The organism is Aggregicoccus sp. 17bor-14, assembly GCF_009659535.1.
Taxonomy (GTDB): domain Bacteria; phylum Myxococcota; class Myxococcia; order Myxococcales; family Myxococcaceae; genus Aggregicoccus.
On record NZ_VJZZ01000002.1, the window covers coordinates 537,077 to 562,506 of the forward strand.

Annotated in this window: 20 protein-coding genes; 12 read left to right on the forward strand and 8 right to left on the reverse strand. The window is 72.8% G+C overall.

What is annotated here, in order from left to right; translation table 11 throughout:
- Positions 1-5 precede the first annotated feature (5 nt).
- A complete protein-coding gene (gene asnS, locus FGE12_RS06195) occupies positions 6-1,454 on the forward strand; it encodes an asparagine--tRNA ligase (RefSeq protein WP_153865531.1) in 1,449 nt (482 codons plus the stop codon).
- 57 nt (positions 1,455-1,511) lie between these two features.
- The gene (locus FGE12_RS29985; RefSeq protein ID WP_194797630.1) at positions 1,512-1,652 is read left to right on the forward strand and encodes a hypothetical protein; all 141 of its coding nucleotides are present in this window, start codon (positions 1,512-1,514) and stop codon (positions 1,650-1,652) included.
- On the opposite strand, the gene FGE12_RS06200 is transcribed toward FGE12_RS29985, so the two are convergent.
- Complete coding sequence (locus FGE12_RS06200; RefSeq protein ID WP_153865389.1) at positions 1,646-2,788, reverse strand: DNRLRE domain-containing protein; 1,143 nt, start codon at positions 2,786-2,788, stop codon at positions 1,646-1,648. The genes FGE12_RS29985 and FGE12_RS06200 overlap by 7 nt on opposite strands.
- 388 nt (positions 2,789-3,176) lie before the next feature.
- Between FGE12_RS06200 and FGE12_RS06205 the strand changes: the two genes are divergently transcribed.
- The 4 genes from FGE12_RS06205 (at position 3,177) to FGE12_RS06220 (ending at position 6,193) form a co-directional block, all read left to right on the forward strand.
- Positions 3,177-4,136, forward strand: coding sequence for a sensor histidine kinase (locus FGE12_RS06205; protein WP_153865391.1), 960 nt, complete (start codon positions 3,177-3,179; stop codon positions 4,134-4,136).
- On the forward strand, positions 4,133-4,945 hold the full coding sequence (locus FGE12_RS06210; protein ID WP_153865393.1) for a LytTR family DNA-binding domain-containing protein: 813 nt from the start codon (positions 4,133-4,135) through the stop codon (positions 4,943-4,945). The genes FGE12_RS06205 and FGE12_RS06210 overlap by 4 nt, the downstream gene beginning before the upstream one ends.
- Positions 4,946-5,105: 160 nt before the next feature.
- Positions 5,106-5,708 carry a hypothetical protein gene (locus tag FGE12_RS06215; RefSeq protein WP_153865395.1) on the forward strand — a complete coding sequence of 201 codons (603 nt, stop codon included), beginning with the start codon at positions 5,106-5,108 and terminating at the stop codon, positions 5,706-5,708.
- A 92-nt stretch (positions 5,709-5,800) separates the two neighbouring features.
- On the forward strand, positions 5,801-6,193 hold the full coding sequence (locus tag FGE12_RS06220) for a hypothetical protein (protein ID WP_153865397.1): 393 nt from the start codon (positions 5,801-5,803) through the stop codon (positions 6,191-6,193).
- Here the strand turns inward: FGE12_RS06220 and FGE12_RS06225 are convergent.
- The gene (locus FGE12_RS06225; RefSeq protein WP_153865399.1) at positions 6,190-6,597 is read right to left on the reverse strand and encodes an STAS/SEC14 domain-containing protein; all 408 of its coding nucleotides are present in this window, start codon (positions 6,595-6,597) and stop codon (positions 6,190-6,192) included. The two genes, FGE12_RS06220 and FGE12_RS06225, sit on opposite strands and share 4 nt — an antisense overlap.
- An 88-nt stretch (positions 6,598-6,685) precedes the next feature.
- On the opposite strand from FGE12_RS06225, the gene FGE12_RS06230 reads away from it, so the two are divergent.
- Complete coding sequence (locus FGE12_RS06230) at positions 6,686-8,137, forward strand: MATE family efflux transporter (RefSeq protein ID WP_153865401.1); 1,452 nt, start codon at positions 6,686-6,688, stop codon at positions 8,135-8,137.
- 1 nt (position 8,138) lies between these two features.
- Here the strand turns inward: FGE12_RS06230 and FGE12_RS06235 are convergent, their stop codons facing one another.
- Complete coding sequence (locus FGE12_RS06235; protein WP_153865402.1) at positions 8,139-9,074, reverse strand: DMT family transporter; 936 nt, start codon at positions 9,072-9,074, stop codon at positions 8,139-8,141.
- 167 nt (positions 9,075-9,241) lie between these two features.
- On the opposite strand from FGE12_RS06235, the gene FGE12_RS06240 reads away from it, so the two are divergent.
- Positions 9,242-11,053, forward strand: coding sequence for a long-chain fatty acid--CoA ligase (locus tag FGE12_RS06240; protein WP_153865404.1), 1,812 nt, complete (start codon positions 9,242-9,244; stop codon positions 11,051-11,053).
- Between the two features lie 123 nt (positions 11,054-11,176).
- Here FGE12_RS06240 and FGE12_RS06245 read toward each other — a convergent pair whose 3' ends face one another.
- Positions 11,177-11,710, reverse strand: coding sequence for a hypothetical protein (locus FGE12_RS06245; RefSeq protein ID WP_153865406.1), 534 nt, complete (start codon positions 11,708-11,710; stop codon positions 11,177-11,179).
- A gap of 501 nt (positions 11,711-12,211) precedes the next feature.
- Here FGE12_RS06245 and FGE12_RS06250 point away from each other — a divergent pair.
- Positions 12,212-15,187, forward strand: coding sequence for a hypothetical protein (locus tag FGE12_RS06250; protein WP_153865408.1), 2,976 nt, complete (start codon positions 12,212-12,214; stop codon positions 15,185-15,187).
- Between the two features lie 29 nt (positions 15,188-15,216).
- On the forward strand, positions 15,217-19,875 hold the full coding sequence (locus FGE12_RS06255; RefSeq protein WP_153865410.1) for a hypothetical protein: 4,659 nt from the start codon (positions 15,217-15,219) through the stop codon (positions 19,873-19,875).
- Positions 19,876-19,954: 79 nt separating this feature from the next.
- Here the strand turns inward: FGE12_RS06255 and FGE12_RS06260 are convergent, their stop codons facing one another.
- Together FGE12_RS06260 and FGE12_RS06265 are read right to left on the reverse strand one after the other, a co-directional pair.
- A complete protein-coding gene (locus FGE12_RS06260) occupies positions 19,955-20,488 on the reverse strand; it encodes a thioredoxin domain-containing protein (protein WP_153865412.1) in 534 nt (177 codons plus the stop codon).
- The gene (locus FGE12_RS06265) at positions 20,485-21,018 is read right to left on the reverse strand and encodes a redoxin domain-containing protein (protein ID WP_153865414.1); all 534 of its coding nucleotides are present in this window, start codon (positions 21,016-21,018) and stop codon (positions 20,485-20,487) included. Before FGE12_RS06265 ends, FGE12_RS06260 begins: the two co-directional genes overlap by 4 nt.
- A gap of 245 nt (positions 21,019-21,263) precedes the next feature.
- On the opposite strand from FGE12_RS06265, the gene FGE12_RS06270 reads away from it, so the two are divergent.
- The gene (locus FGE12_RS06270; protein WP_153865416.1) at positions 21,264-21,566 is read left to right on the forward strand and encodes a putative quinol monooxygenase; all 303 of its coding nucleotides are present in this window, start codon (positions 21,264-21,266) and stop codon (positions 21,564-21,566) included.
- 70 nt (positions 21,567-21,636) lie between these two features.
- Positions 21,637-22,086 (forward strand): VOC family protein, encoded by a 450-nt coding sequence (locus tag FGE12_RS06275; RefSeq protein ID WP_153865418.1) that lies wholly within the window; start codon positions 21,637-21,639, stop codon positions 22,084-22,086.
- Positions 22,087-22,352: 266 nt separating this feature from the next.
- Here FGE12_RS06275 and FGE12_RS06280 read toward each other — a convergent pair whose 3' ends face one another.
- On the reverse strand, positions 22,353-23,588 hold the full coding sequence (locus FGE12_RS06280) for an MFS transporter (RefSeq protein ID WP_370458895.1): 1,236 nt from the start codon (positions 23,586-23,588) through the stop codon (positions 22,353-22,355).
- A 171-nt stretch (positions 23,589-23,759) separates the two neighbouring features.
- Positions 23,760-25,415: a glycosyl hydrolase family 28-related protein gene (locus FGE12_RS06285; RefSeq protein WP_194797631.1), complete on the reverse strand. Its 1,656-nt coding sequence runs from the start codon at positions 25,413-25,415 to the stop codon at positions 23,760-23,762.
- Between the last annotated feature and the right edge of the window lie 15 nt (positions 25,416-25,430).

Below are 25,430 nucleotides of genomic sequence, written 5' to 3' on the forward strand. Positions count from 1 at the left end.
GCTCCATGATTGCCAGCCTCCTGCGCGGCGACGTGCCCGTGGGCACCGCCGTCACCCTGCAGGGCTGGGTGCGCACCCGCCGCGACTCCAAGGCCGGGGTCTCCTTCATCAACGTGCACGATGGCTCGGGCTTCCACCCCATCCAGGTGGTCGCCCCCAACACGCTCGCCAACTACGAGTCCGAGGTCCTGCGCCTCACCTCCGGCGCCAGCGTGGAGATCGAGGGCGAGCTGGTGCAGAGCCAGGGCAAGGGCCAGAGCGTCGAGGTCCAGGCGAAGAGCGTGAAGGTGCACGGCTTCGTGGACGACCCGGACACCTACCCCATCAGCCCGAAGCAGCACTCCTTCGAGTACCTGCGCACGGTGGCCCACCTGCGCCCGCGCACCAACACCTTCGGCGCCATCGCGCGCGTGCGCCACACGCTCGCCATGGCCGTGCACCGCTTCTTCGACAAGCGCGGCTTCCTCTGGGTGCACACGCCCATCATCACCACCAGCGACGCGGAGGGCGCGGGCGAGATGTTCCGCGTCTCCACGCTGGACCTGGTGAACCCGCCGCGCACCGACAAGGGCGAGGTGGACTTCAGCAAGGACTTCTTCGGCCGCCAGGCCAGCCTCACCGTGAGCGGCCAGCTCAACGTGGAGGCGTACGCGCTCGCGCTCAGCAACGTCTACACCTTCGGGCCCACCTTCCGCGCCGAGAACTCCAACACCACGCGCCACCTGGCGGAGTTCTGGATGGTGGAGCCGGAGATTGCGTTCGCGGACCTCAACGCGGACGCGAACCTCGCGGAGGAGTTCCTCAAGAGCCTCTTCAAGGACCTGCTCAACGAGCGCCACGACGACATGGTCTTCTTCGCCGAGCGCGCCGCGAAGGAGGCGCAGGACGCGGTGAAGGGCAAGGCGGGCGCGGCAGGTGTGGCCAAGGAGGGGATGGACATCCTCACCCGCCTCGAGCGCTTCGCCGAGAGCAGCTTCGAGCGCATGGACTACACCGAGGCGATCAAGCGGCTCGAGGCGAGCAACCGCAAGTTCGAGTTCCCGGTGAAGTGGGGCATGGACCTGCAGACCGAGCACGAGCGCTACCTCGTGGAGACGATCGTGGGCCGCCCCGTGGTGGTGATGAACTACCCCAAGGACATCAAGGCCTTCTACATGCGCCTCAACGAGGACGGGCGCACGGTGGCCGCCATGGACGTGCTCGCGCCGGGCATCGGCGAGATCATCGGCGGCTCGCAGCGCGAGGAGCGCCTGGACGTGCTCGACGCGCGCATGGACCAGATGAAGCTGCCCAAGGAGCACTACGGCTGGTACCGCGACCTGCGCCGCTACGGCAGCGTGCCGCACGCGGGCTTCGGCCTCGGCTTCGAGCGGCTCATCCAGTACGCCACCGGCATGGGCAACATCCGGGACGTGATTCCCTACCCGCGCACCCCGGGCAACGCGGACTTCTAGGGAAGTGCGGGCGGGAGGGGCTGGCCCTCACCCCCTCCCGTGCACACCGTTGCGGGCATGTTCTTCTTCTTCAGCAACCGCTTCGGCTGCGTGGGCTCCATCCTCGTCTCGGCGGCGCTCAGCGCGCTCATCTACTTCGTCTTCATGCACGGCAGCTGCGGGGGCGCGGGCGGCCCCGTGTCCCCCAGCGGCTACTGAGCGGCGCAGGGCTCCTCGTACTCGAGCCGCAGCGTGGGCCAGCTGCCCGTGTCCGGGCTGTACGCGGAGACGAAGTCCACGCCGTCGGGTGAGTCGGTCTTGAGCCCCAGCTCGAGCCGCAGGGGTCCCTCGGCCACCATCAGCGTGTCCGTGAGATCGTAGTCGACGGCGCCCGCGCCCGAGATGCTGCGGCGGGTGGCGAGCGGGGTGAGCTCGGTCTGCGGGCGCGTGGCCCAGGTGCGGCTGTCCTGGGTCCAGGCCCCCGCCTGCACGCGGAACAGCTCGGGCGCGAGCCGGGTGCCCTCGGTGGCGAAGAGGCGCAGCGTGGCGCGGGTGAGGGTGCGGCCCTGCCGGTCCACCTGGAAGGCGAGGTACGACTCGCGCACCGGGTCGCCGTCCACGCGCAGCTCGGGCTTGCGCAGGAAGTCCTTCTCCGGGGAGTCGGCGAGCACGTAGAAGCCCTCCACGGGCCAGCTCACCTCCACGCGCTGCGCGGTGGCGCCCGCGGCGCAGTCCGCGGGCTCCGTCTGCACCACCAGCTGGGGCCGCAGGGCCTCCAGGGTGCTGTCGCGCGCGACGAAGCTCGCGCCGTCCGCGCTGTCGGTGGCGAGCAGGAAGTCGTAGTCGCCATCGCCCTGCACGGCGGCGCTCACGTCCAGCTCCACCCAGCTGTCGGCGCGCACGGCCCCGCTCGCGGCGTAGCGCGGAGCGTCCGCGGCCGCGCGGGGGCGGCTCTTCCAGGTGACGTGCTCCTCGCTCCAGCCACCCTGCACCGTTTGAGCGTAGGGCGCGTCGGTGCTCGCGCTGGTGGCGTACACGCGCAGGGTGGCGTGGCGCACGCGGCCCACGCCGCTGAGCCGGAAGTGCAGCACCGACTCCACGCGCGGGTCGCCGTCCACGCGCAGCCGGCTGTGCGCCCCGAAGGCGCGTCCCGAGCGCTCGGACTCCACGCGCGCGTCCGCGTCCGCGAGCGCGAACACGGTGGTGCTGCCGCCCAGCGCGAACTCGGCCTGGGCGAGCGGGGCCGCGTGCAGCAGCTCGTCGTCCCCCAGCTCCACGGCGTCCGGGTCCGCGTCCCCACCACAGGCCAGCGCCACGGCCGCCGCGACGGCCCATCCCCACGTCTTGAACTGCATCGGTCTCGTGCTCCCCCTGCGCCCCGCCCGGCATGGATTGCACCCGCCGTGCCGGGCTTCCCCCTCCCTCCGGGAGAGGGGCGGGGTGGGGGATCTCCCCGGGGAGAGGGAAAGAAAGTTCCCTGCCCGCGGAAGGCGGCGTGTCCCGCAGTGCAGGGTCGCTGACCTGCCGTGGGCATGGGGTGGGGGCGCTGCGTGCGGCGTCCCCCCCACCTGCCGGACCGCCGCACGCAGGGGGCAGCAGTCGCCCGGGCGCGCGCGCTGGAACAAGGGGGTGCGACGAAGCGGCCCGCAGCTGCGCTGGAGCGCCCGCCGCGTGAGGCGAAGCGGAGCCCCGCGGCAGGTTGACCCGTGCGCGGAGCGGCCCGCACAATCCCCGCCCTCCGCCATGGCGTCCGAGCCCTTCCATCCCGACGAGACGCCTCGCTCCGAGGACGACGAGGTGCGCGTGTCCAAGGCGCGCATCCAGGCGGTGGTGAACGTGCTCTCGGTGATGGCGATCGGCGGCTACGACCCGCAGACCATGCGCCTGCCGCCGCGCGAGTCGGACGCCTTCGGGCTGCTCGAGGAGGGCTTCAACCTCTTCGCGCGCGAGCACGCGGAGACCACGCAGCGCAACCTCGAGTACCTGCGCACCATCGAGCAGGCGCGCCAGGAGGCCGCCGAGCGCCAGGTGCGCGAGGCGCAGCTGCAGGAGCAGCTGATGCGCGCCCAGCTGCACACGCTGCGCATGCAGCTGCAGCCGCACTTCCTCTTCAACACGCTCAACTCCATCGCCGCGCTGGTGGAGGAGGACGTGCGCGCCGGGCAGCAGATGATCGCCCACCTGAGCGACTTCTTCCGCCTCACCCTGGAGAGCACGCGCCAGCAGGAGGTCACGCTGCGCGACGAGCTCACCCTCATCGGGCACTACCTCGACCTGGAGAAGATGCGCTTCGGGGACCGGCTGCAGGTGAGCCTGGACGTGGCCCCCGAGGCCCTGGACGCGCTGGTGCCCAGCTTCATCCTCCAGCCGCTGGTGGAGAACGCCATCCGCCACGGCATCCAGCCGGCCATCGAGGGCGGCACGGTGCAGGTGGTGGGGCGGGTGGAGGGCGAGCGCGTGCACCTGGAGGTGCGCGACGACGGCGTGGGGCTCGCGGCGCCCGCGAGCGCCGGGGCCCGGCTGGGCCCCGCGCGCCGCTCCACCGGGGTGGGGCTCTCCAACACCCGCCAGCGGCTCGCCCAGCGCTTCGGCGAGCCGCCCGAGCAGCTGCTCGAGGTGCGCGCGCGCACGCCCCGCGGCACCTGCGTCACGCTGCGCTTTCCCCGCCTCCTCGCGGCCCGCGGGGACAGGAGGACGTCATGAGTCAGCCCCTCTCCGTGGTCATCGCCGACGACGAGCCGCTCGCGCGCCGGCGCCTGCTCTCGCTGCTGCGCGACGAGCCGGGCCTGAGCGTGGTGGCGGAGTGCGCGAACGGCGTGGAGCTGGTGGACGCGGTGCGCGCGCGCAGCCCGGACCTCGTCTTCGTGGACGTGCAGATGCCGGGGCTCAACGGCCTGGAGGCGCTCGCGGCGCTGGAGGGCGAGCGCGCGCCGGTCACCGTCTTCGTCACCGCGTACGAGGAGCACGCGCGCCAGGCCTTCGACACCGAGGCGCTGGACTACGTGCTCAAGCCCATCCACGAGGACCGCTTCCGCCGCGCCGTCTCCCGCGCGCGCGAGCGGGTGCGCGAGCGGCGCGCCGCGGCGCTCAACCAGCAGGTGGTGCGGCTGCTGGGCGGCGAGGGCTCCACGGCCGACGCGGTGCCCGGCGCCGCGGGGCTGCCCGCCTCCGAGCCGCGCCTCAGCCGCATCCCCATCCGCACCGGGGACCGGGTGATGCTCCTGGACGTGGAGGAGATCCGCTGGGTGGAGGCCGAGGGCGACTACCTGCGCTTCCACACGCGCGACACCTCGCACTCCACCCGGATGACGCTCTCCACGCTCGAGCGCCAGCTGGACCCCTCGCGCTTCGTGCGCATCCACCGCTCCACGCTGGTGCGCGCCGCCGTGGTGAAGGAGCTGCAGCCGCTCACCCACGGCGAGAGCCGCGTGGTGCTGCACGACGGCACCCTGCTCAAGCTCAGCCGCACCTACCGCGAGCGCCTGCAGCAGCTGCTCACCCAGGGCGCGTAGGCGCTGCACCTACTTCACCCCCGACCGCTTCGCCGCGCGCGAGGACCGCTTCGCCGCACCCCGGCGCGCGCAGGCGTCCGGCCGAAATATGCTCGCGCCGGCCGGGTTGCAGGTCGGCAGGGCCGCAGGGCCAAGGGCACGCAGCACCCGAAGGAGACGGATGTCCAGCGCAGCAGCCGCAGCAACGCGAACGGTGGACCTCGGCGCGCTGGAGCTGACGGGCGAGGCGTTCGCGGCGATCGTCTACGGCTTCTCGGAGCGCAACCTGCTCGCCCCGCGCATCCTCGAGCGCCTGGAGCTGAGCGCGCCCGAGCGCCCCTTCACCCCCACCGGCCACTACCCCATCACGCAGGCCTTCAAGCTGCTCGCCGCGGTGGAGGGCGAGATGGGGGAGGCGGGCCTGATGAAGACCGGCAGCCTCATCCCGCGCTACGCCCTCTTCCCGGGCGGAGAGCCCGCGGACGTGCGCGCGGCGCTGCAGCAGCTGGACACGGGCTACCACCACAACCACCGCCGCGACGGCCGGCCCCTGTGGGACCCGGTGACGGGGCAGCTCGGCGAGGGCATCGGGCACTACGCCTGCGTCGAGCTGGGCACGCGCTCCGCCCGCTTCCACGTGAGCAGCCTGTACCCGTGCAGCTTCGACCGCGGCATCCTCCTGGGCCTCAGCCGCCGCTTCGAGCCGCTCGTCACGGTGAGCGAAGAGCCGGGCCGCTGCCGGCGCCAGGGCGGCGAGGCCTGCCACTACCTGCTGCGCTGGTAGGGAAACCCCTGCCTCCCCCCCGGTGACAAGGGAGGGCCGCCGGCGCTATGACGGCGGGCCTCCCTCTCCTCACAGCCGCCGGGGGCTGCCGGATGTACGAGCTGCGCAACGATGTGCCGGGCCGCACCATGTACGTCACCCTCCGCGGGGCGATGCGCGCGGAGGAGATGCGGCGCTTCACCGCCGAGCTCGAGGCGGCCTGCGACGTGTACGGCGGCCGGCCGCACCTGTGCCTCGCGGACATGAAGGGCCTCACGGTGATGGACCCCGAGGCGGCGCAGCTGCTGCGCGAGAGCATCGCCTACACGCGCCGGCGCGGCGTGGTGCTCTGCGCCCACGTGGTGGACTCCACGCTCGCGCGGCTGCAGACCCTGCGCATCGGCATCGAGGCCTCCGGGCCGGACGCCACCATCGACTGCGGGAGCGTGGAGGAGGCGGAGCGGGTGCTCGCCCACACGCGCCGCCAGCTCGAGAAAGAGCCCTAGAACTCGGCGCCCAGCGCGGTGAGCCAGCCGCGCGCCGCCGACTCGGTGGAGAAGAAGTTGAGCGTGGGGCGCTGCCCGCTCAGCTCGCTGCCCAGCTGCATCAGCAGCAGCATGGTGCGCATCTGCTCGCTCGTGTTCACGTACGCCATGGTGAGCGGCGTGCCGCGGCGAAACGCCCACTCGATGAGCAGGCGGCGCCCCTCGGGCTCGAACACCCCGTCGCCCATCTGGCCGAGGTCGCAGAACATGAACACCGGCTCGCCCTGCGGCACCACCGTGTCCACGTAGCGCACCCACGCCTCCGCGTCCGCCCCCGTCACCGAGCCTCGCACCATGAGGAAGGTCACCTTCCCCTCGCTGCGGGCCTGGTGGATGCCGACTCTCTGCTCTGTGCGGGCGCTCATTTGCAGGGGCACTGTAGCCTGAAGGGGCTCGGAGGCGCAGCCCGGCGGGGCATTTGCCAGTGTCGGCCCCACCGCGTATGGGCGGGGGATGTCCGCCTCCGTGCCGCCCGAGTCCCTCTCCGCCCACCCAGCTCCGGCGCAGTCGCAGCCCCAGGGCCTGCTCGCCCTGCTGCGCCAGGCGGTGGCCGGGGCGCACCCGGCGCACGACTTCACCACCGGCCTGCTCGGGCGCGCCATCCTCCTGCTCAGCATCCCCATGGTGCTGGAGATGGTGATGGAGTCGCTCTTCGCCATCGTGGACGTGTACTTCGTCTCGCGCCTCGGCGCGGACGCCATCGCCACGGTGGGGCTCACGGAGAGCATGCTCGCGCTGGTGTACGCGCTGGCGATGGGGCTCTCCATCGGGGCCACGGCGGTGGTGGCGCGGCGCATCGGGGAGAAGGACCCGGAGCGCGCGGCGCAGGCGGCGGCGCAGGCGCTGCTGCTCGGCGTGCTCGTCGCGGTGCCGGTGGCGCTCGCGGGCGTGCTGGGGGCAGGGCCCCTGCTGCGCGTGATGGGCGCGAGCCCCTGGGTGCTCGAGCACGGGGTGGGCTTCACCCGGGTGATGCTGGGCAGCACGCCCATCATCGTCCTGCTCTTCCTCATCAACGCCGTGTTCCGCGCGGCGGGGGATGCGGCCATCAGCATGCGCGTGCTGTGGCTCGCCAACGCGCTGAACATCGTGCTCGGGCCCTGTCTCGTCTTCGGGGTGGGGCCCCTGCCGCGGCTCGGCGTGCTGGGGGCCGCGGTGGGCACGGCGCTGGGGCGCTCGGTGGGCGTCCTCTACCAGCTCTACCGGCTCACCCGCGGGGACGGGCGCATCGCGCTCGCGCGCCGGCACCTGAAGGTGGAGGCGGGCACGCTGCTCGCCATGCTGCGCCTGTCCGCGAGCGCCACCCTGCAGATGCTGGTGGGCACCGCGAGCTGGCTCGGCATGGTGCGGATCATGGCGGGCTTCGGCAGCGCCGCGGTCGCGGGCTACACGCTCGCGATGCGCATCGTGATGTTCGCGCTGCTGCCCTCGTGGGGGATGAGCAACGCGGCCGCCACCCTCACCGGCCAGAGCCTGGGCGCGGGCCGCCCCGAGCGCGCCGAGGCGGCCGTGTGGCGCGCGGGCCGCTACAACATGTTCTTCCTCGGCGGGGTGAGCCTGCTGTTCCTGGCGCTCGCCCCGCAGCTGCTCGCCCTCTTCACCCGCGAGCCCGAGGTGCACGGCCACGCGGTGCACGGCCTACGCATCGTGAGCGCGGGCTTCGTCTTCTACGCGTACGGCATGGTGCTCACCCAGGCCTTCAACGGCGCGGGCGACACGCGCACGCCCACGTTGCTCAACCTCGTGTGCTTCTGGCTGCTCGAGCTGCCGCTCGCGTACGCGCTCGCGTATCCCGTGGGAATGGGGCCCACCGGCGGCTTCCTTGCCATCACCACCGCCTTCGTGGTGCTCACGGTGGCGAGCGGGCTGCTGTTCCGCAAGGGCGCCTGGAAGACGCGCCGGGTGTAGCTCAGGCGCGCGAGCGCGCGAGCAAGCCGCGCAGCCAGGCCTCGCCGCTCACCAGGCCGATGCCCCCGAGCACCAGCACCGCGCCCAGCACGAAGTGGAGGGTGAGCGGCTCGCCCAGCACCAGCACACCGGCCGTCACGCCGAACAGCGGCGTCATGAAGGAGAAGACGGCGAGGTTCGAGGCGAGGTAGCGCCGCAGGAGCCAGAACCACGCGAGGTAGCTCGCGAAGGACACCACCACGCCCTGGAAGAGCACGCTGCCCACGGCGACGGGCGTGAGCGCCACGTGCGACGCCTGCCCGGTGGCGAGCGCCACGCCCAGCAGGAGCACGAAGGCCACCGCCAGCTGGTAGAAGAGCGTGAGCGCGGGCGGCGCCTCGGACAGGCGCGAGGTGCGCACCACCACCGTGGTCGCGCCCCACGCGGCCCCCGCTCCCACGCCCAGCGCGTCGCCCAGCAGCATGCGCGGGTCCATGTGCGCGAAGGAGGCCCCGCCCACGAAGGCCACCGCGATGCCCACGAAGCACACCCCGATGCCCAGCCACTGGAAGGGGCGCAGCCGCTCGGAGGGGATGAGCAGGTGCAGCCCCAGCGCGCTGAACACGGGCGAGGTGTAGAGGAACACCGCGATGTGCCCCGCCGTGGTGTAGGTGAGCCCCAGCGCGATGAGCAGGAACTCGAGCGCGAAGAGGGCCCCGGCCGCGAGCCCCGCGGGCACCGTGCCCTGGCGCACGCCCTCCCAGCCCCCGCGCGCCGTCATCAAGAGCCCCACCAGCAGGGCCGCGATGCCCGAGCGCGTCGAGGCCTGGAGGATGGGCGCCACGTCGTGCGCCGCGAGCTTGATGGCCACCTGCTGCAGCCCCCACAGCGCGCACAGGAGCAGCATCAGCTGGAAGCAGAAGGCGTCGGCGCCGCGCCGCGCGCTGGGAGGGGACATGCGCGCTCCCATACGTGAACTGGCCCCCCGTGCCGAGTGCCGAATTCCGCAGCGCGAACCGTCCGAGCGTGCGCGGGAGGGCAGGGCGGGGTGGGTCCCTCTGGCCTCCCCCCGCAGGGGCCATTAGCGTGGGGCCCCGAGACGCCCACCCACGCGAGGACGACGCGATGAAGCAGGACTTCCGCACCCTCAACGAGCTGCTCGCCAGCGCCCGCCAGCAGTTCGGCGCGCGCACCTACCTCGCGGCGAAGCAGGACGGCCGCTACCAGCCGCTGAGCTTCGAGGCCTTCGGCGCGCAGGTGGACGCGGCGCGCGCGGGGCTCGCACAGCTGGGGGTGAAGCGCGGCGACCGCGTGGCCGTCATCTCGGACAACTGCGTGCCCTGGGCGGTGATGGCCTTTGCCACCTTCGGCCTCGGCGCCCTCTACGTGCCCATGTACGAGGCGCAGCTGCCGGGCGAGTGGTCCTTCATCCTCGGCGACTGCGAGGCCTCGCTGGTGCTCGCCGGGACACCCGCGGTGGCCGCGCGGCTCGCGCCGTATCTCGAGGACCTGCCCTCGGTGCGTCAGGTCGTGGTGCTGCGGCCCGGGAGCGAGGCGCTGCCCGCGGGACAGCTCGCCTTCGAGGGGCTGCTCGAGCGCGGGCGCGCGGCGCCGGTGCCGGTGGCGGAGGTGGCGCCCGAGGCGCTCGCCACGCTCACCTACACCTCGGGCACCACGGGCAAGCCCAAGGGCGTGATGCTCAGCCACTTCAACATCGCGAGCAACGTGAGCGCGGTGATGGACGCGTTCGGCATGGACCCGCAGGGGGAGCGCTCGCTCGCGTTCCTGCCGTGGGCGCACGTCTACGGGCAGGTGGTGGAGCTGTACGCGGCGCTCGCGGGCGGCTCGCAGATCTACCTCGCCGAGAGCCCCACCACGCTGCTGCAGAACCTGGGCGAGGCGCAGCCCACCGTGCTCTTCAGCGTGCCGCGCGTGTGGAACAAGGTCTACGCGGGCATCCACGGCAAGATGCTGCAGGAGGGCGGCGCGAAGCTCGCGCTGTTCCGCCGCGCGCTCGCGGTGGCGCAGGCGCGCGAGGAGCTCGCGAAGCAGGGCAAGCGCTCGGCGCTGCTGGACCTGCAGGGGCGGGTGCTCGACAAGCTGGTGTTCTCGAAGATCCGCGCGCGGCTCGGCGGCCGGCTCAAGTACGCGGTGAGCGGCGCGGCGAGCCTCTCGCCCGAGGTGGCGCGCTTCTTCAGCCACGTGGGCCTCACGGTGTGCGAGGGCTACGGCCTCACCGAGACCAGCCCGGTGGCGACGAACAACCGCCCGGGGCAGATCCGCCTCGGCTCGGTGGGCCGGGCGCTGCCCGGGGTGAGCGTGCGCATCGAGCCGGTCGAGGGAATCCCGGCGGGGCAGGGCGAGGTGGTGGTGAAGGGGCCCAACGTGATGCAGGGCTACTACCGCCGCCCCGAGGAGACGGCCGCGGTGCTGCTGCCCGACGGCTCGTTCCGCACCGGGGACCTCGGCCGCATGGACGCGGACGGGTACGTGTACATCACGGGGCGCGTGAAGGAGCAGTTCAAGCTGGAGAACGGCAAGTACGTGAGCCCCGCGCCGCTCGAGGAGGCGCTGAAGGTGAGCCCGTACATCGCGCAGGTGTTCCTCGAGGGCGCGAACCGCCCGCACGTGGTGGCGCTGGTGGTGCCCAACGCGGAGGCGCTGCTCGCGTGGGCGAAGGGCAACGGCCTGGAGGGGAAGAGCGTGCCGCAGCTCATCGGCGAGCCCGCGGTGCGCGGCTTCTACCGCGCGGAGCTCGACCGGCTCTCCACGGGCTTCAAGGGCTTCGAGCGCGTGGTGGAGTTCAGCCTCGTCCCCGAGGAGTTCACCGCGGACAACGGCCTGCTCACCCCCAGCCTCAAGGTGAAGCGCGCCGCCGTGGCCCAGCGCTACCGCGGCCAGCTGGACGCGCTCTACGCCGAGCCCGCCGCGGCGTAAGAACGAGATGGCGCTGATCTGATGCAGTTGGGCGCAGCTGTCCCCTCTCCCTCTGGGAGAGGGACGGGGTGAGGGAAGGGGACGGAGCTGCGTGACCGCCCCCTCCGCGAAGGGGGCGCCCGGTCACGGCCTCGGCGGCGGAGCCGGGTTGAGCTCCTGCGACCAGACGACCGAGGCGATCTTCCAGCCGGACTCGGTGCGCAGGAGCTGCCAGCCCTCCTTGCCCCAGTTCTGTTTGTAGGTGCCCACCGTGAAGGTGTAGTCGAACCACACCTGGGCGACCTCGCCATCGGTGTCGATGCGGACCTTCGAGAAGGTCTCCTCCAGGCGCGCCGGGTTCTGGACGACGAAGTCGATGAAGCCGGCGGGGCTGCCCCTGGCGGAGACCTTGCTCGGATGCGGCAGCTCGGGCTTCGGCCGGCTGGCGTAGAGCATCTCCGCGGAGGTGTCGGAGAGCACGCTGGCCCACGTGATGTCCTCCTTCAGGAACAGCTTCATGAAGGCGGCCTTGTCCTTCTCGAGGATGGCGGTGCGGAAGGTCTCGATGACGGCTTCGATCTCCTTCCTGCTCCGCGCCGTATCCGCGGCGCGGGCCTGCTGGGGAGGGCCTGCGGCGAGGGCGAAGGCCAGGCACACGGCGGCGACTGCAGGGTTCATCACGGCTCCGGGTGTCGAAGGAAGCGAGCACAGGCAACGCGCAGGTGCGCGAGCCGGCGCAGGTAAGCACAACGGCTTCCCGGCAAGCGCCGCTCTCCGAGCGGATGGCTCAGCGGGACCCGCGCGCCTGCAGTGACCTGTCCGAGAGACCTCCTCAGGTCGTCGGGACTCCGGGTGCGTGGTGACCCGCCCCCTGCGGGGGCTCGCGCGCACCCGTTCGTTTGCCCTCCACGCACTGTCTCGGTTTCCCCTCCCGACGCGGCTGTCGGCCCGCCCCTTTCACCCGTGGGCAGGGTCCGGCCGCACGCAGGGGCAGGGTGAATCCAGGGGGTGGACCCGAGACCCGGGGCATTTGCACCCCATTTGACACTCCAACGATAAGCGCACCTAAAATCCGCGAAAAATTTCCCTCAGCGAACGGAATATTCCTTGCGCGTTAAACAGAAGCTTCTGGCGGCCACCGCCGTGGCGACCGCCGCCGTTCTCCTCGTGCCTCCGTCCGTGAGTGCCTACCGGCGCTACGTGGACCAGCTGGCGCGCGCCAAGCTCCGCGACTTCCTCAAGGATCCGCAGGCGGGCGACGAGGGCTGGCGCGAGGCCGACCCGGACGCGTGGCGCGAGACGGCGCCCGGTGAGGGCGAGGCCGAGGGCGACGATGCGATGCGCCGCATGATCGCCGCCAAGACGCTGTGGGGGACGCGGACTCCCGAGGCGATGGAGCACCTGGCGCGCGTCTCCCACCAGGAGGCGCAGCGCTGGGCGCCGCAGCTGGCGTCCCCGCTGCGCGCCGCGCCCGGCGTGGACCAGCCGGCGATCGTGGGTGGCGCGAACGCGGCCAGCCTGTCGTGGGTGAACCTCGGTCCGACCAACGCGAGCTTCGAGTACAACGGCAGCCTCTACAGCGAGGTGGACTCGGGCCGCGTCAACGCCATCCTCGTGAGCCCCGCCGACACCCGCATCGCCTACCTGGGCACCAGCGGCGGCGGCGTATGGAAGACCTTCGAGATGGGCAACGCGAAGCCCACCTGGTACCCGGTGGCCGAGACGCTGGGCAACCTGGCCATCGGGGCGCTGGACCTGGACCCGCAGGCGCCGGACACGCTCTACGCGGGCCTGGGCGACTTCGTGGACACGCCGGGCGGCCAGGTGGTGAAGAGCACCGACGGCGCGGCCACCTGGGGCGCGCCGGTGAGCCTCTCGGGGCAGTACCCCGCCGGCTCGGGCGGCCTCTCGGTGAAGGCGCTGCGCATCCGCGCGCTGCGCGTGGACCCGACCAACTCCAACGTCGTGCTGGTGGGTACGGACGTGGGGCTCTTCCGCTCCACGGACGCGGGCGCGAGCTACAGCCTGGTGGACCTGCCCAACCAGGGCACGACGCAGAAGCCCGAGAGCGTGTGGAGCATCGTGTACACGGGCGCCGTCAACGGCGTGAGCCGCTGGGCCCTCAGCGGCGTCTACGCGTGCGATGCCGCCAGCCGGCCTCCGGATGCAGGAGTTGGCCAGGCCTCGGGCGCCACGGGCTGCACCGCGGGCAACCCGGGCGACCTCTGGACGAGCAGCGACGCGGGCGCGACCTGGAGCTCGCGCAAGGCCGCGGGCGCCATCCCCACCACGGCGGTGGGCCGGCTCACGCTCGGCGCGGGCACTCCGTCGGCCACTGCGGTGACGGTGGTGTACGCGCAGCTGGGCAACCAGGACGAGTACAACGCGCCCGCGGGCGCCGGCTACTGGCGCTCCACCGACTCGGGCGCGACCTGGGTCGCCATCAACGGCACGCTGGCGAACGCGACCAACTCCGTGGGCGGCGCGCGTGACTGCGGCACCGTCAACGTGAACGCCGGGCAGGCCTGGTACAACTCGGCGGTGGCGGTGGATCCCGCCAACGACAACAACGTGCTCATCGGCGGCATGCTCTGCGGCCTGCGCACCAGCAACGGCCTCTCCGCGACGCCCACCTGGGAGAACGTCTCGCACTGGCTGCCCAGCGGCGGCGGCGGCAACGTCACCGGCGGCACCCTGGACTACGTGCACGCGGACTGGCACGCGGCGCTCATCGTGCGCACCGCCACGGGCTACCTGGCGATGGGCGGCAGCGACGGCGGTCTCTTCGTCTCGAGCAACCTCTTCAACGCGACGCCGCCCCAGGTGGTCTGGAACGGGATGAACCAGGGCATCGTCACGCACCTGGGCTACTCGATGGCCTCGGGTGACCCGGCCACGGGCAACTCCTACCTCGCGTACACCGGCCTGCAGGACAACGGCACCCGCTTCCGCGATCCGGCCGCAGGCGCCTCCTCCACCACCTTCAACCAGGTCATCGGCGGCGACGGCTTCGGCGCGGCCGCGAGCAAGGACCCGTCGAGCAGCGCCACCGTCTACTGGGCGAGTGTGAACGGCAGCCGCCGCACCTGCGTGCCCACGTCGGCCAACAGCTTCTGCAACGCCGGCACCGCGTGGACGACCAAGAACGCGACGCCGCTGTCCACCACCACCTGCCCCGGCGAGGGCCAGCCCTTCATCATCCGCTACGCGGTGGCGCAGGCCAGCCCCAGCGTCAACACGGTGCTCACCGCGACCAACGGCGCCGTCCACCGCGTGAGCGGCACGGGGGCGTGGGCCGCCATCAGCCCCTGCCTCACCGGCGCCACCCGCAACCTCGCGGCCTCGCCCACCATCGACGGCCTGTACGGCGTGGCGATGAGCGGCGGCCGCTTCTACGTCACCAGCAACTGCACGGGCACCACCACGGCCTGCACCTGGACCCAGAGCAGCGTGCTGGGCTTCGACGCCAACGGCGACGGCACCCTCGGGGCCGACGAGAAGGTCAGCTACACGTCCATGGTCTCCTTCCCGCCCGCCACGCCGGCGGGCAAGACGGCGGGTGACGTGTACGTGGCGGCGAGCGCGGCCCCGCTCGCGGGAGACGGCAAGAGCCTGGTGTCGGACGCGCTCGGCCACCTCTTCATCACCACCAACCGCGGCGCGAGCTGGGCCCCGCTGCACGGCAACGGGACGGGCTTCGACCTGCCCAACGTGGGCATCGGCTCGGTGCGCTACGACCCGGGCGACACCGCCAACAACACCCTCTACGTGGGCACCGAGCTCGGCGTGTACCGCAGCATCGACGGCGGCCAGACCTGGCGCCGCTTCGGCAACGGCCTGCCCATGGCGAGCGTGACGGACATGTTCATCAGCCGCACCGGCTCGATGCTGCGCGTGTCCACCTTCGGCCGCGGCCTGTGGGAGATCTACCCCTCGGCCACCGCCGAGAAGGGCGTGAACGGCACCGGCGACTGGAACCGCGACCAGCAGCTGGACTTCATCGACCTCGCGGCGATGGCGAGCCGGCTCGGCACCTCGCCCGCCACCACCGAGGCCCCCCTCTACGACTGGAACGTCGACGTGACCGGCACCGTGAGCGGCACGGACGACGCGGACCTCACCCAGCTGCTCAACAAGTTCGGCGGTCGCCCGTGAACCGCGCCCCTCGTCAGGAGACGTCCATCTTGAGCCTCAAGCACCTCGCGCTGGCCCTGCTCGCGGCGGCCAGCTTCGCCTCCGGCTGCAAGGGCGCCAAGCCCCACAACGACCTGCCCGACGGTGGCTCCCCGCCGGCGCAGGTGGCCCGCAAGCTCGCCTTCACGGCGCAGCCCACGGCCGCCCAGGTGGGCGCGCACCTCGCCCCGTCCGTGCAGGTCACGGTGCAGGACGCGGACGGGAACACCGTCACGGCGGCCAACACCTCCATCACCCTCGCCCTGGGGCAGAACGCCGCGGGCGCGAGCCTCTCGGGCCTCAAGACCGTGGCGGCGGTGAACGGCGTGGCCACCTTCACCGAGCTCGCGCTGGACAAGGCCGGCGAGGGCTACACCCTGGTCGCCAGCGCCAGCGGCCTCACCGGCGCCACCAGCGCGGCCTTCTCCATCAGCGCCGCGCCGCAGAGCACGCCCACGCTGGCCTTCTCGGCGGCGCCGGACGAGGCCGACGCGGACGGCACGCTGCTGCCCGAGGTGACGGTCGCCGTGAAGGACGCGCAGGGCCATACCCTGACCGGCGCCCTCTCGGTGTCGCTCGCCCTGGGCGCGAACCCCTCGGGCGCCACCCTCCAGGGCACGCTCGAGACGGTGTCGGTGAACGGCGTGGCCACCTTCCAGGGGCTGAGCATCACGCAGGTGGGCGAGGGCTACACCCTGGTCGCCTCCGCGCCCGGCGCGGTGAGCGTCACCAGCGCGCCCTTCCGCGTGAAGCCCGGCGCGGCCCGCTCGCTCGCCTTCGTCACCCAGCCCTCCTCCACCGTGGCCGGCAGCGCCCTCGCTCCCGCGGTGCAGGTGGCGGTGCGCGACGTGCACGGCAACACCGTCACCGCCTCCACTGCCAGCGTCACGCTGGCGCTCTCGGCGGGCAGCCTCGCGGGCACCCGCACGGTGGCGGCCGTCAACGGCGTGGCCACCTTCCCGGACCTCTCCGTGGCCCAGGCCGGCACCAGCTATACCCTCGCCGCCAGCTCGGGCTCGCTCACGGGCGCCACCAGCGCCGCCTTCGCGGTCAGCCCCGGCGCTCCCGCCGCGCTCGCCTTCCGCACGCAGCCCGCGGGCGGCCCGGCCGGCGCCACGCTCGGCGCGGTGGAGGTGGAGGCGCTCGATGCATCCGGCAACCTCGTCCCGGGCTTCGCGGGCGAGGTCTCGCTCTCGCTGGGCGAGGCGCCCTCGGGCGCGGTCCTCTCCGGCACCGCGAGCGCCACCGCGGCGGGCGGCGTGGCCCGCTTCGCGGACCTCTCGCTCGCCCGCGCCGCGGCGCGCTACACGCTGGTCGCCCGGAGCACGGGCCTCGTGGACGTGACGAGCGCCGCCTTCGCGGTGACCCCCGGCGCGGCGGCCCGCCTCGCCTTCGGCGTGCAGCCCTCCGGCGGCGCGGCCGGCCAGGCCTTCAGCCCCGCCGTGCAGGTGTGGGTGGAGGACGCGCTGGGCAACCTCACCGACTCCAGCGCGAGCGTGACGCTGGCGCTCACGGGCGGCGACGCCGCGGCGCAGCTCTCCGGCGCGCTGAGCACGACCGCGTCCTCCGGTGTGGCCACCTTCGCGGGCCTCTCGGTGGACAAGAGCGGCATGGGCTACCAGCTGGTCGCCTCGAGCACCGGCCTCCCGGGCCTCTCGAGCGCCACCTTCGCCATCGTCTCGGGCGTGGCCTCCCGCCTCGCCTTCCTCACCCAGCCCACGGACACCGTGGCGGGCGCGGGCCTCGCCGCCGATGTGGTGGTGCAGGACGCGCTCGGCAACCGCGTGCTGGACTCCACCGCGAGCATCACGGTCAGCCTCTCGGGCGGCAGCGCCGGCGCGAGCCTCCAGGGCACGCGCACCGCCTCCGCCGTGGACGGCGTGGCCCACTTCTCCGCGCTGTCCATCGAGACCGCGGGCACGGGCTACCAGCTCACCGCCAGCGCCGCGGGCCACACGGGCGCCACCTCCAGCGCCTTCGCGGTGACTCCGGCCGCGGCCCACGCGCTCGCCTTCACGGCGCAGCCGGCCAGCACCACCGCGGGCGTGGCCCTGGGGGAGGTGCAGGTGACGGTGCAGGACGCCTTCGGCAACGTCGCCACGGGCGCCTCCTCCTCCATCACCCTTGCGCTCGGCGGCGGCAGCAGCGGCGCCACCCTCGCGGGCAGCAGCACGGTGGCGGCCGTCAACGGCGTGGCCACCTTCACGGGCCTCTCGGTGGCCCGGACCGGCACGGGCTACGTGCTGACGGCCTCCTCCGCGGGCCTCACCGACGCCACCAGCAGCACCTTCGACGTGGCGGTGGCGGCGGCCTCGCGCCTCGCCTTCGCCGTCGAGCCGCCGGAGAGCGCGACCGCGGCCGAGCCGCTCGCGCCCTCCGTGCAGGTGCGCATCGAGGACGCCTTCGGCAACGCCGTGGCGGACGCCACCGCGAACATCACGCTCGCGCTGAGCGGCGGTGACTCCAGCGCCGTCCTCTCGGGCACCCGCAGCGTGAGCGCGGTGGCCGGTGTGGCCACCTTCCCCGGCCTCTCCGTGGACCTCGCGCAGAGCGGCTACCGCCTCGAGGCCACGTCGGCGGGGCTCACCGCGGCGACCTCGCGCGCCTTCACCATCGTGCCGGGCAGCGCCGCGCGCCTCGCCTTCCGCGTGCAGCCCACCGGCGCCACCGCCGGCGCGACGCTCGCGGACGTGGAGGTCGCGGTCCTGGACGCGCACGGCAACACCGTGCCGGACAGCAGCACGAGCGTAGCGCTCGCCCTGGCGCCCAGCGCGCCCGTCTCCGGCCTGCTCACCGAGCTCACCGTGGGCGGCATCGCGCGCTTCTCCGGGCTCTCGGTGGACCGCGCGGGCAGCTACACGCTGACCGCGAGCGCCACGGACCTCACCGCGGCGACCTCCGCGTCCTTCGACGTGGCGCCCGCGGCCGCGGCGCAGCTCGCCTTCACCACCCAGCCCGCGAGCACCCCCGCGGGCCAGGCCTTCACGGTGGAGGTGGCGGTGCAGGACCGCTTCGGCAACCGCGTCACCAGCGGCGCTCCCGAGCTCACGCTGGCGCTCCACGGCGGCAGCGCCGGGGCCAGCCTCTCCGGCACCTCCACGGCGAGCGCCGCGAGCGGCCTCGCGCGCTTCACCGGCCTGTCCGTGCAGCAGGCGGGGACGGGCTACACGCTCAGCGCCTCCAGCGCGGGCGTGGCGGACGCCACCAGCGTCAGCTTCGACGTCGCCGCGGGCAGCGCGGCGCGCCTGGTCTTCAGCACCCCGCCCCAGGACGGCACGGCCGCCGCGGCGCTGGCCGCGGTGGTGGTCACGGCGCAGGACGGCTACGGCAACACCGCGGCCGACTTCGGCGGCAGCGTGACGGTGGCGCTCGGGAGCAATCCGGGCGTGGCCACCCTCGGCGGCACCACCACGGTGACGGCGAGCGCGGGCGTGGCCACCTTCTCCACCCTCACGCTGGACAGGGCGGGCAGCGGCTACACCCTCGCGGCGAGCGCCACGGCGCTGAGCGGCGCGACGAGCCCTGCCTTCACCATCGCCGCGGGCGCGCCCAGCCGGCTCGCCTTCAGCGTGCAGCCTCCCGCGAGCGGCGCGGCGGGCGTGAGCCTGAGCCCGGCCGTGGAGGTCTCCCTCCTCGATGCGCAGGGCAACCTCACCCCCTCCACCGCGAGCGTGACGCTGGCGCTCGGCGCGAACCCCGGCAGCACCACGCTGGGCGGCACCACCACCGTGGCGGCCGTGGGCGGCGTGGCCCGCTTCACCTCGCTGCAGGTGACGCGCGCTGCGAGCGGCTACACCCTGAGCGCCTCCTCCTCGGGGCTCAGCGGTGCCACCAGCAGCGCCTTCTCCATCACGGCCGGGGCGGCGAGCCGGCTCACGTTCGTGACCCAGCCCAGCAACATCGCCACCGGCGCCGTCATGACGCCGGCGGTGCAGGTGGCGGTGGAGGATGCGTTCGGAAACCGCACCGCGAGCGCGCTCGCCATCAGCCTGGGGCTCGCCGACGGCTCCAGCGCCGTGCTCTCCGGCACGCTCACCCGCACGAGCACGGCCGGCCTGGCCAGCTTCGGGGACCTCTCCATGGAGCAGGTGGGCACGGGCTTCCGGCTGACGGCCTCCGCCACGGGCCTCGGCGCTGGCACCAGCACGACCTTCGACGTCACCGCCGCCCTCGGCTTCGCCTTCACCGAGCCGACGAGCGGGAAGATCCGCCTCATGCGCAACCCCGCCTCCACCAGCCGCAACATCGTGCTGGACCTGGTCACCCTGGAGGACCTCACCGGCTACTCGGTGGGCATGAACCTGCCGCTCGACACCACGCGCGCGCAGGCCGGCAGCCCGCTGATGACGAACGGCAGCGCACTGCCCGCGGGCAGCGCCCCCACGGCCGCCATGGCGCTCATTCCCACCAGCGGGCCCCTGCAGGGCGTGCTGGTGAGCGGCCAGAGCCAGAAGGCCAGCGGCGCGGGGGCGGTCCTCACGGACACCCTCATCCCCGCCGGCTCGGTGCTCTACACCCTGCGCCTCAGCATGCCCACGGGCGCCACCGAGGGTGTGGTGTTCGACGGGGCGTCGCCGGGTGCGAAGTTCCGCGCCCTGCTGCGCAACAAGCTCGGTGAGGACGTCGTGGCGGGCAACGACTTCGCCATCGGCAAGCTCGAGCTGCGCTAGGCGCACGCACCTCAAGGCCGCCCCTCACCCCGTCCCCGCAGCAGAGGGCGCGGGGTGAGGTGGAGGGTCTCGGGCGAGCTCAGGGTGCGGAGAGAGGGCTGCCGGAGATGGCCTCGAGCAGCGCCTCTGCCGAGAAGGCGCCGTCGTGGCGGTGCCCGTTGATGAAGAAGGTGGGGGTGCCGTTCACGCCGCTGCGCACGCCGGTCATGAAGTCGCGCCTTATCTTGTCGTGGAAGCGGTGCTCCTGGACGCTGCTGGCGAACGCGTCCACGTCCAGGTCCAGCATGCCCGCGTACTCGATGAGCGCCTCCAGCGAGAGGTCGTCCTGGTTCTCGTAGAGGAGCTGGTGCATCTCCCAGAAGCGGCCCTCCGCGCCGGCGGCCTCCGCGGCCTCCGCGGCCTGCTCCGCGTACGGGTGCGCCTGCGTGAGCGGGAAGTGGCGGAAGACGAGGCAGAGCCGGCTGCCGAGCGCCTGCCGCAACCGTTCGACCTCGGCCTGGGCCCGGCCGCAGAAGGGGCACTGGTAGTCGCCGTACTCCAGGAGCATCACTGGCGCACTGGGGGAGCCGCTGACGTGGTCCTCCGGGCTCATGGCCACCGTGCGCGCATTCATGACGGCACCCGCGCTTCCTGCCCGGGCGCCGGGCTCGCGCGCCCGCCGGACTGGGCGTTCAGCCGCTCGAGCGCATCCAGCACCCCGTCCGCGCCAGGGTTCACGCCGACCGGGGAGCGGTAGCTCCAGAACACCTTCCCCTCGCCGTCCAGCACGTACAGCACCCGGTCGGAGACGCCTTCCTCCTCGCGGTAGGCACGGAATGCACGCGAGACCTTCCCTTTGGGCTCGAAGTCCGCGAGCAGCGGCATGTGCAGCTTCCGGTCGCGCGCGAAGGCGGCGTGGCACCACGCACCGTCCACCGAGATGGCGAGCACGTTCGCTCCCAGCTGCTTCAGCTCGGGCAGCAGCTCGTTGAACACCGCGAGCTCGTCGCTGCACACCGGGCTCCAGTCCGCCGGGTAGAAGATGAGGACCACGGAGTTGCCCGAGCAGTCCTCGAGCGTGAGCCGCTGGTCGGGCGTGACGTTGAGGGTGAAGGAGGGGGCCTGCGTGCCGGCAGCCAGCGGTGGAGCCTGGGATGTAGCCATGGGATGCACCTCGCAGTGGGGAGGAGTCACCGCAAGGGTAGGGACGCGGCGCACGGTCCACAGACACCCGCGCTCCCGTCGCTCTCGGTCGGTGCGTCGCCGGCAGCTCGCGCCTTGCGCTCGGTCGCCCGTGCTGCACGCGTCTGCCCGGTCCACCTCCAGGCTGACCCCGGCGGCCGGCGTTCCGCCCGCCACTTCGTGCGTACACTCGCGCTGAAGCCCCACCCCGAACGAGGAGCCGCGCGATGGCGAAGCTCGCATTGTTGGCACGCATGGAGGCCAAGCAGGGCAAGGAGGCAGACGTCGAGCAGTTCCTCGCGGGGGCGCTGCCGCTCGCGCAGAAGGAAGCCGGCACCACCACCTGGTTCGCGCTCCGGCTGGGACCGAGCTCCTTCGGCATCTTCGACACCTTCGACGCCGAGTCCGCGCGCCAGGCGCACCTGGACGGCCCCATCGCGAAGGCGCTGATGGCCAAGGCCGGCGAGTTGCTCGCGAAGCCGCCCTCCATCGAGAAGGTCGAGATCCTGGCCAACAAGCTCCCCGCTTGAGGGGGCGAGCAGGACGTGGATGCGGAGTGCGGGGGCTGCGACCTCAGGTTCGAACCGCAGGAGGACCGCCATGGAGCTCGTGAACGACCACCAATTCCCCATGCCGCGCGAAGGCTTCGTCGTCACGCACTTCATCACCAGTCGGGACGTCGAGCGCTCGGCGGCGTTCTACCGGGACGTGCTCGGGGGCGAGGTCGTCAGCGAGGGCAGGCCCACGGCGGTCAGGCTGGCCAACAGCTGGATCATCATCAACGACGGGGGTGGACCCACCGACGACAAGCCGGACGTCTCCCTCGAGCCACCGAGCGACGCGCACAAGACCAGCTCGTTCCTGAACCTCCGCGTCGCAGACATGGACGCGTGCTACGCCCAATGGAAGCAGCGGGGCGCCGAGTTCGTGACCCCACCCCGGAAGCACGCGCACGAGATCCGCTGCTACATCCGCGACCCTGACGGCTACCTCATCGAAGTGGGCCAGACGACTCCCTCCCCTGCATGGCCTCCCGGGCCAACGCACTGACCTGGGCTTCAGCGAGTCGGGTGGAGGCCTGCCTCGTCCAGGCGCGACTGCTCGACGTGCGCCGCTTCGAAGCGGCGCTCGCCCGGGCGCCGTACGCGGTAGACCCCGCTGCTCCTGATTCGCCATGCAGCGGCGGCCCCGCGCTCTCGCGCCGTGCCGGATGCCCAGCGCACGCTGACCGTGCAGGGCCGCAGGCGCTGGAAGCTCGCGGTGCGCGGCCTCGACGCGCTCGGGGTGAAGTTCGACAAATGCCTGCGCCAGCCCCTTCAGGTGGCCTGGCGCAGGCGGATGCGCCGGCTGACGTGGAGGGCAACGAGGAGAACGCCCACCCCGCCGGCCACGATGACCGGGGCGGTGCCGAAGCGTTCCACGCTGGTGCCCGCCAGCGCGACGCCCGCGGATTGGCCGAGGAAGAAGCTCGAGGAGAACGCGGAGACGGCCGTGCCGCGGCGCTCCGGCGCCATCTGCGTGGCATTGATCTGCAGCGTGTTGTGCAGCATGTAGAACCCCAGCCCGGCGCCGAAGCAACCGGGGACGGCCACCCACCACACCGGCGACAGGCCGGTGGCCGCGAGTGAGGCCGCGATCAACACGCCGCCCCACGAGGTGAGCCCGACCTCGCCGAGGCCACGCACCAGCCGTGCCGACAGCAGGGCGAACACCAGCCCGCCGAAGCCGAACAGCGTCACCAGCGCGCCCGCTGCGGTCAGCGTCAGGTGGTGCACGAGGTACAGGTGCGAGGCGATGAAGGCGAACGCACCGTAGAGGCACCCACCCTCGAGGAACACGGCCAGCAGCACCACCCGCGCCCACGGCCGTGAGAGCACCTGCACGAACTCCGCGGCCGTGCGGCGCAGCACGGCGCCTTCGGCGCGATGGGTGCTCCGGGCATGCTCGGGCAGACGCCCATTCAGCGAGAACAGGCCCAGGCTGATGCCGACGAAGCCGGAGGCCACGCCGAAGAACGGCAGCCGCCAGTTGTCGAAGTCGGCTGCGAGCCCCCCCACCAGCGCGCCGGCGGACACCCCGAGGATCTGGCCGATCAGGAAGCGCGCCAGGACCGGCTGGCGATCCCGGTACGGCACCACGTCGCCGATCCACGCCAGCGACAGCGGGATGACGCAGGCCGCGCTGGCGCCCGCCAGCAGGCGTGCGAGCAGGAGCAGCCGGAAGCTGGGCGCGAGGGCGCACAGCAAGGCGCTGAGCGCGCAGGCCACGCTGCTGCAGGCAATGACGAAGTATTTGCCGTAGCGGTCGCCGACCGGGCCGAAGAGCAGCTGCGACAGGCCGTAGGCGATGGAGAAGAAGGTGATCACATGCGCCGCTTCGCCGAGCGAGACGGAGAACTCCTGCGCCAGGTGCGGTAGCAGCGGGTCGGTCAAGCGCAGCGAGAGGCTGCTGCCGAAGGCGGCAAGCGAGAGCAGCGGCACGGCGAGCGCGGGGATCGATCGCGCGTCGTGCGGCACGGCAGCGTGGGCGTCGATCAGATGCGCTCGTCTCACAGGAGGGCCTCCGCTTCCCCGTTCTATGCGGGGGGCGGCGGGCACGCGGCTTGTACGAAGTTGCGCTCAGGGCGCCCGGCCCGGCTGCTGCTGGTGGCGAAGAGCCACTCGACCGACGGCGAGAGCGCGATGCGCAGTTCGGGGTCGGACGGCCATGAGCGTGTCCGTCCCCTAGAGCACGCCGTCCACCACCCAGACCCCGGGGCTGCCGGACTCGACGCACACCCAGCCGCGCGGGGCACCGGGGGCCGGCAGGCTGTTGAGCACCCGGTCTCCCCGCGACCAGGTGCCGCGGGTGGGGAGGGCAGGGGCCCCTGCCGTCTTGAGATCCTGGTCGCTGTGGAAGAGGAAGGCGCTGCCGTCCGCGGTGGTCTCGTGGTTGTCGCGGTAGTGGCTGCGCACGGCGGCGTTGCCGGGGCTCGCGTCGAAGTAGACGGAGTAGAGGCCCCGGCGCACGGGGAAGGTGTCGCGCAGCGTGTTGCCCTCGATGACCACGTCCTCGAGCCGGCTCGCGAGGTAGAACGCCGCACGGTAGGACGGCGGCACGCCCACGTTCTGCCCGAAGTCCACGAAGAGGTTCTGCGCGACGCGCACGTTGACCGCCCGCGCCCCGGTGAGGGCGTTGGCCATGCGCAGGCCCGCAACGGGCGCGCGGCTGATGAGGTTGCCCATCACCACCACGTCCTCCACGTCCCCGGCGGGCAGGAGGCTGAGGCCCGCGGTGAGGAAGGCGTCGGCCATGGGGCGGCCGTCGGCGGGCTCGTCCTCGTGGGTGACGGTGTTGCCCCGGACGACGATGCCCCGCAGCCGCCCCTCCAGCGCTCCGCTCGCGCGGTACACGAAGGAGATGCCCGCGCAGCTGCCCTGCCCGTGTGACACCTGGGCCACGGAGAGCACGTTGTCCGAGACGACGACGTTGCTCAGCACCCGGCCGGTGATGCTCCACAGCTGGATGCCCCAGTTGCAGCGCGAGAAGGTGTTGCCCGTCACCTGCAGGTCGTTGCCCGAGGGGACCTCGGGCGCGCTCCCGCTCGCCGACACGGCGTTCACCCCCGTCCAGTAGCCGTCCGAGTGGTTGCCGGTGACGAGCGAGGGGCCGCGGTGCGTCTCGATGCACGCGCGCGCCCCGCTGCCGATGGCCGCGCTGAAGGTGTTGCCCTGCGCCTCGTGGTGCGTGCAGTCGAAGTAGACGGCCGAGTTGTCGTAGTCCGCGACGCCGTCCTTCGGCCGGAAGCGGAACTCGCAGCTGCGCACGCTCACGCGCGTGAGGTCCACGCCGTTGAGCCTCACCGTGTTGACGCCCGCGCCGTCGAAGCGCACCCCCTCCACGTGCACGTCGCTGCCGGCGAAGACGCGCAGCGCGTTCTGCACCGCCGACTCCTGCCCCGTGCGCACGCTGCCCGTGCGGTTCGCCTCGGTGTTCTGGTCGATCCACAGGTTGCTGATGCGCACGTCCGTGAGCGGGGTGGCGTCCGTCGCCGCACCCAGCAGCGTGCCGTAGTCGCCGGCGTCGTCGCGCACCTTGAGGACGCTGGACAGCCCCTGCCCGGTGAGGTGCACGCCGCTGCGCAGCACGAGCCGCGTGCGCGCGCTGGGCGAGACGCGGAAGGTGCCGCTCGGGACGAGCACCATGCCGCCCCCGGCCGCCCCGGCCGCGTCCAGCGCCGCCTGGATGGCGGCCGTGTCGTCCGTGACGCCGTCGCCGCGCGCGCCGAACGCCGTGACGTCGAAAGGCTGTCCCGTGGGAGGAGGGGGGCTGCCGGGAGAAGGGGAGCCGCCACCGCAGGCCAGGAGCGCGGGCAGGGTGAGAAAGAGCCGACGGTTCATCGCGCGCTTCACGGT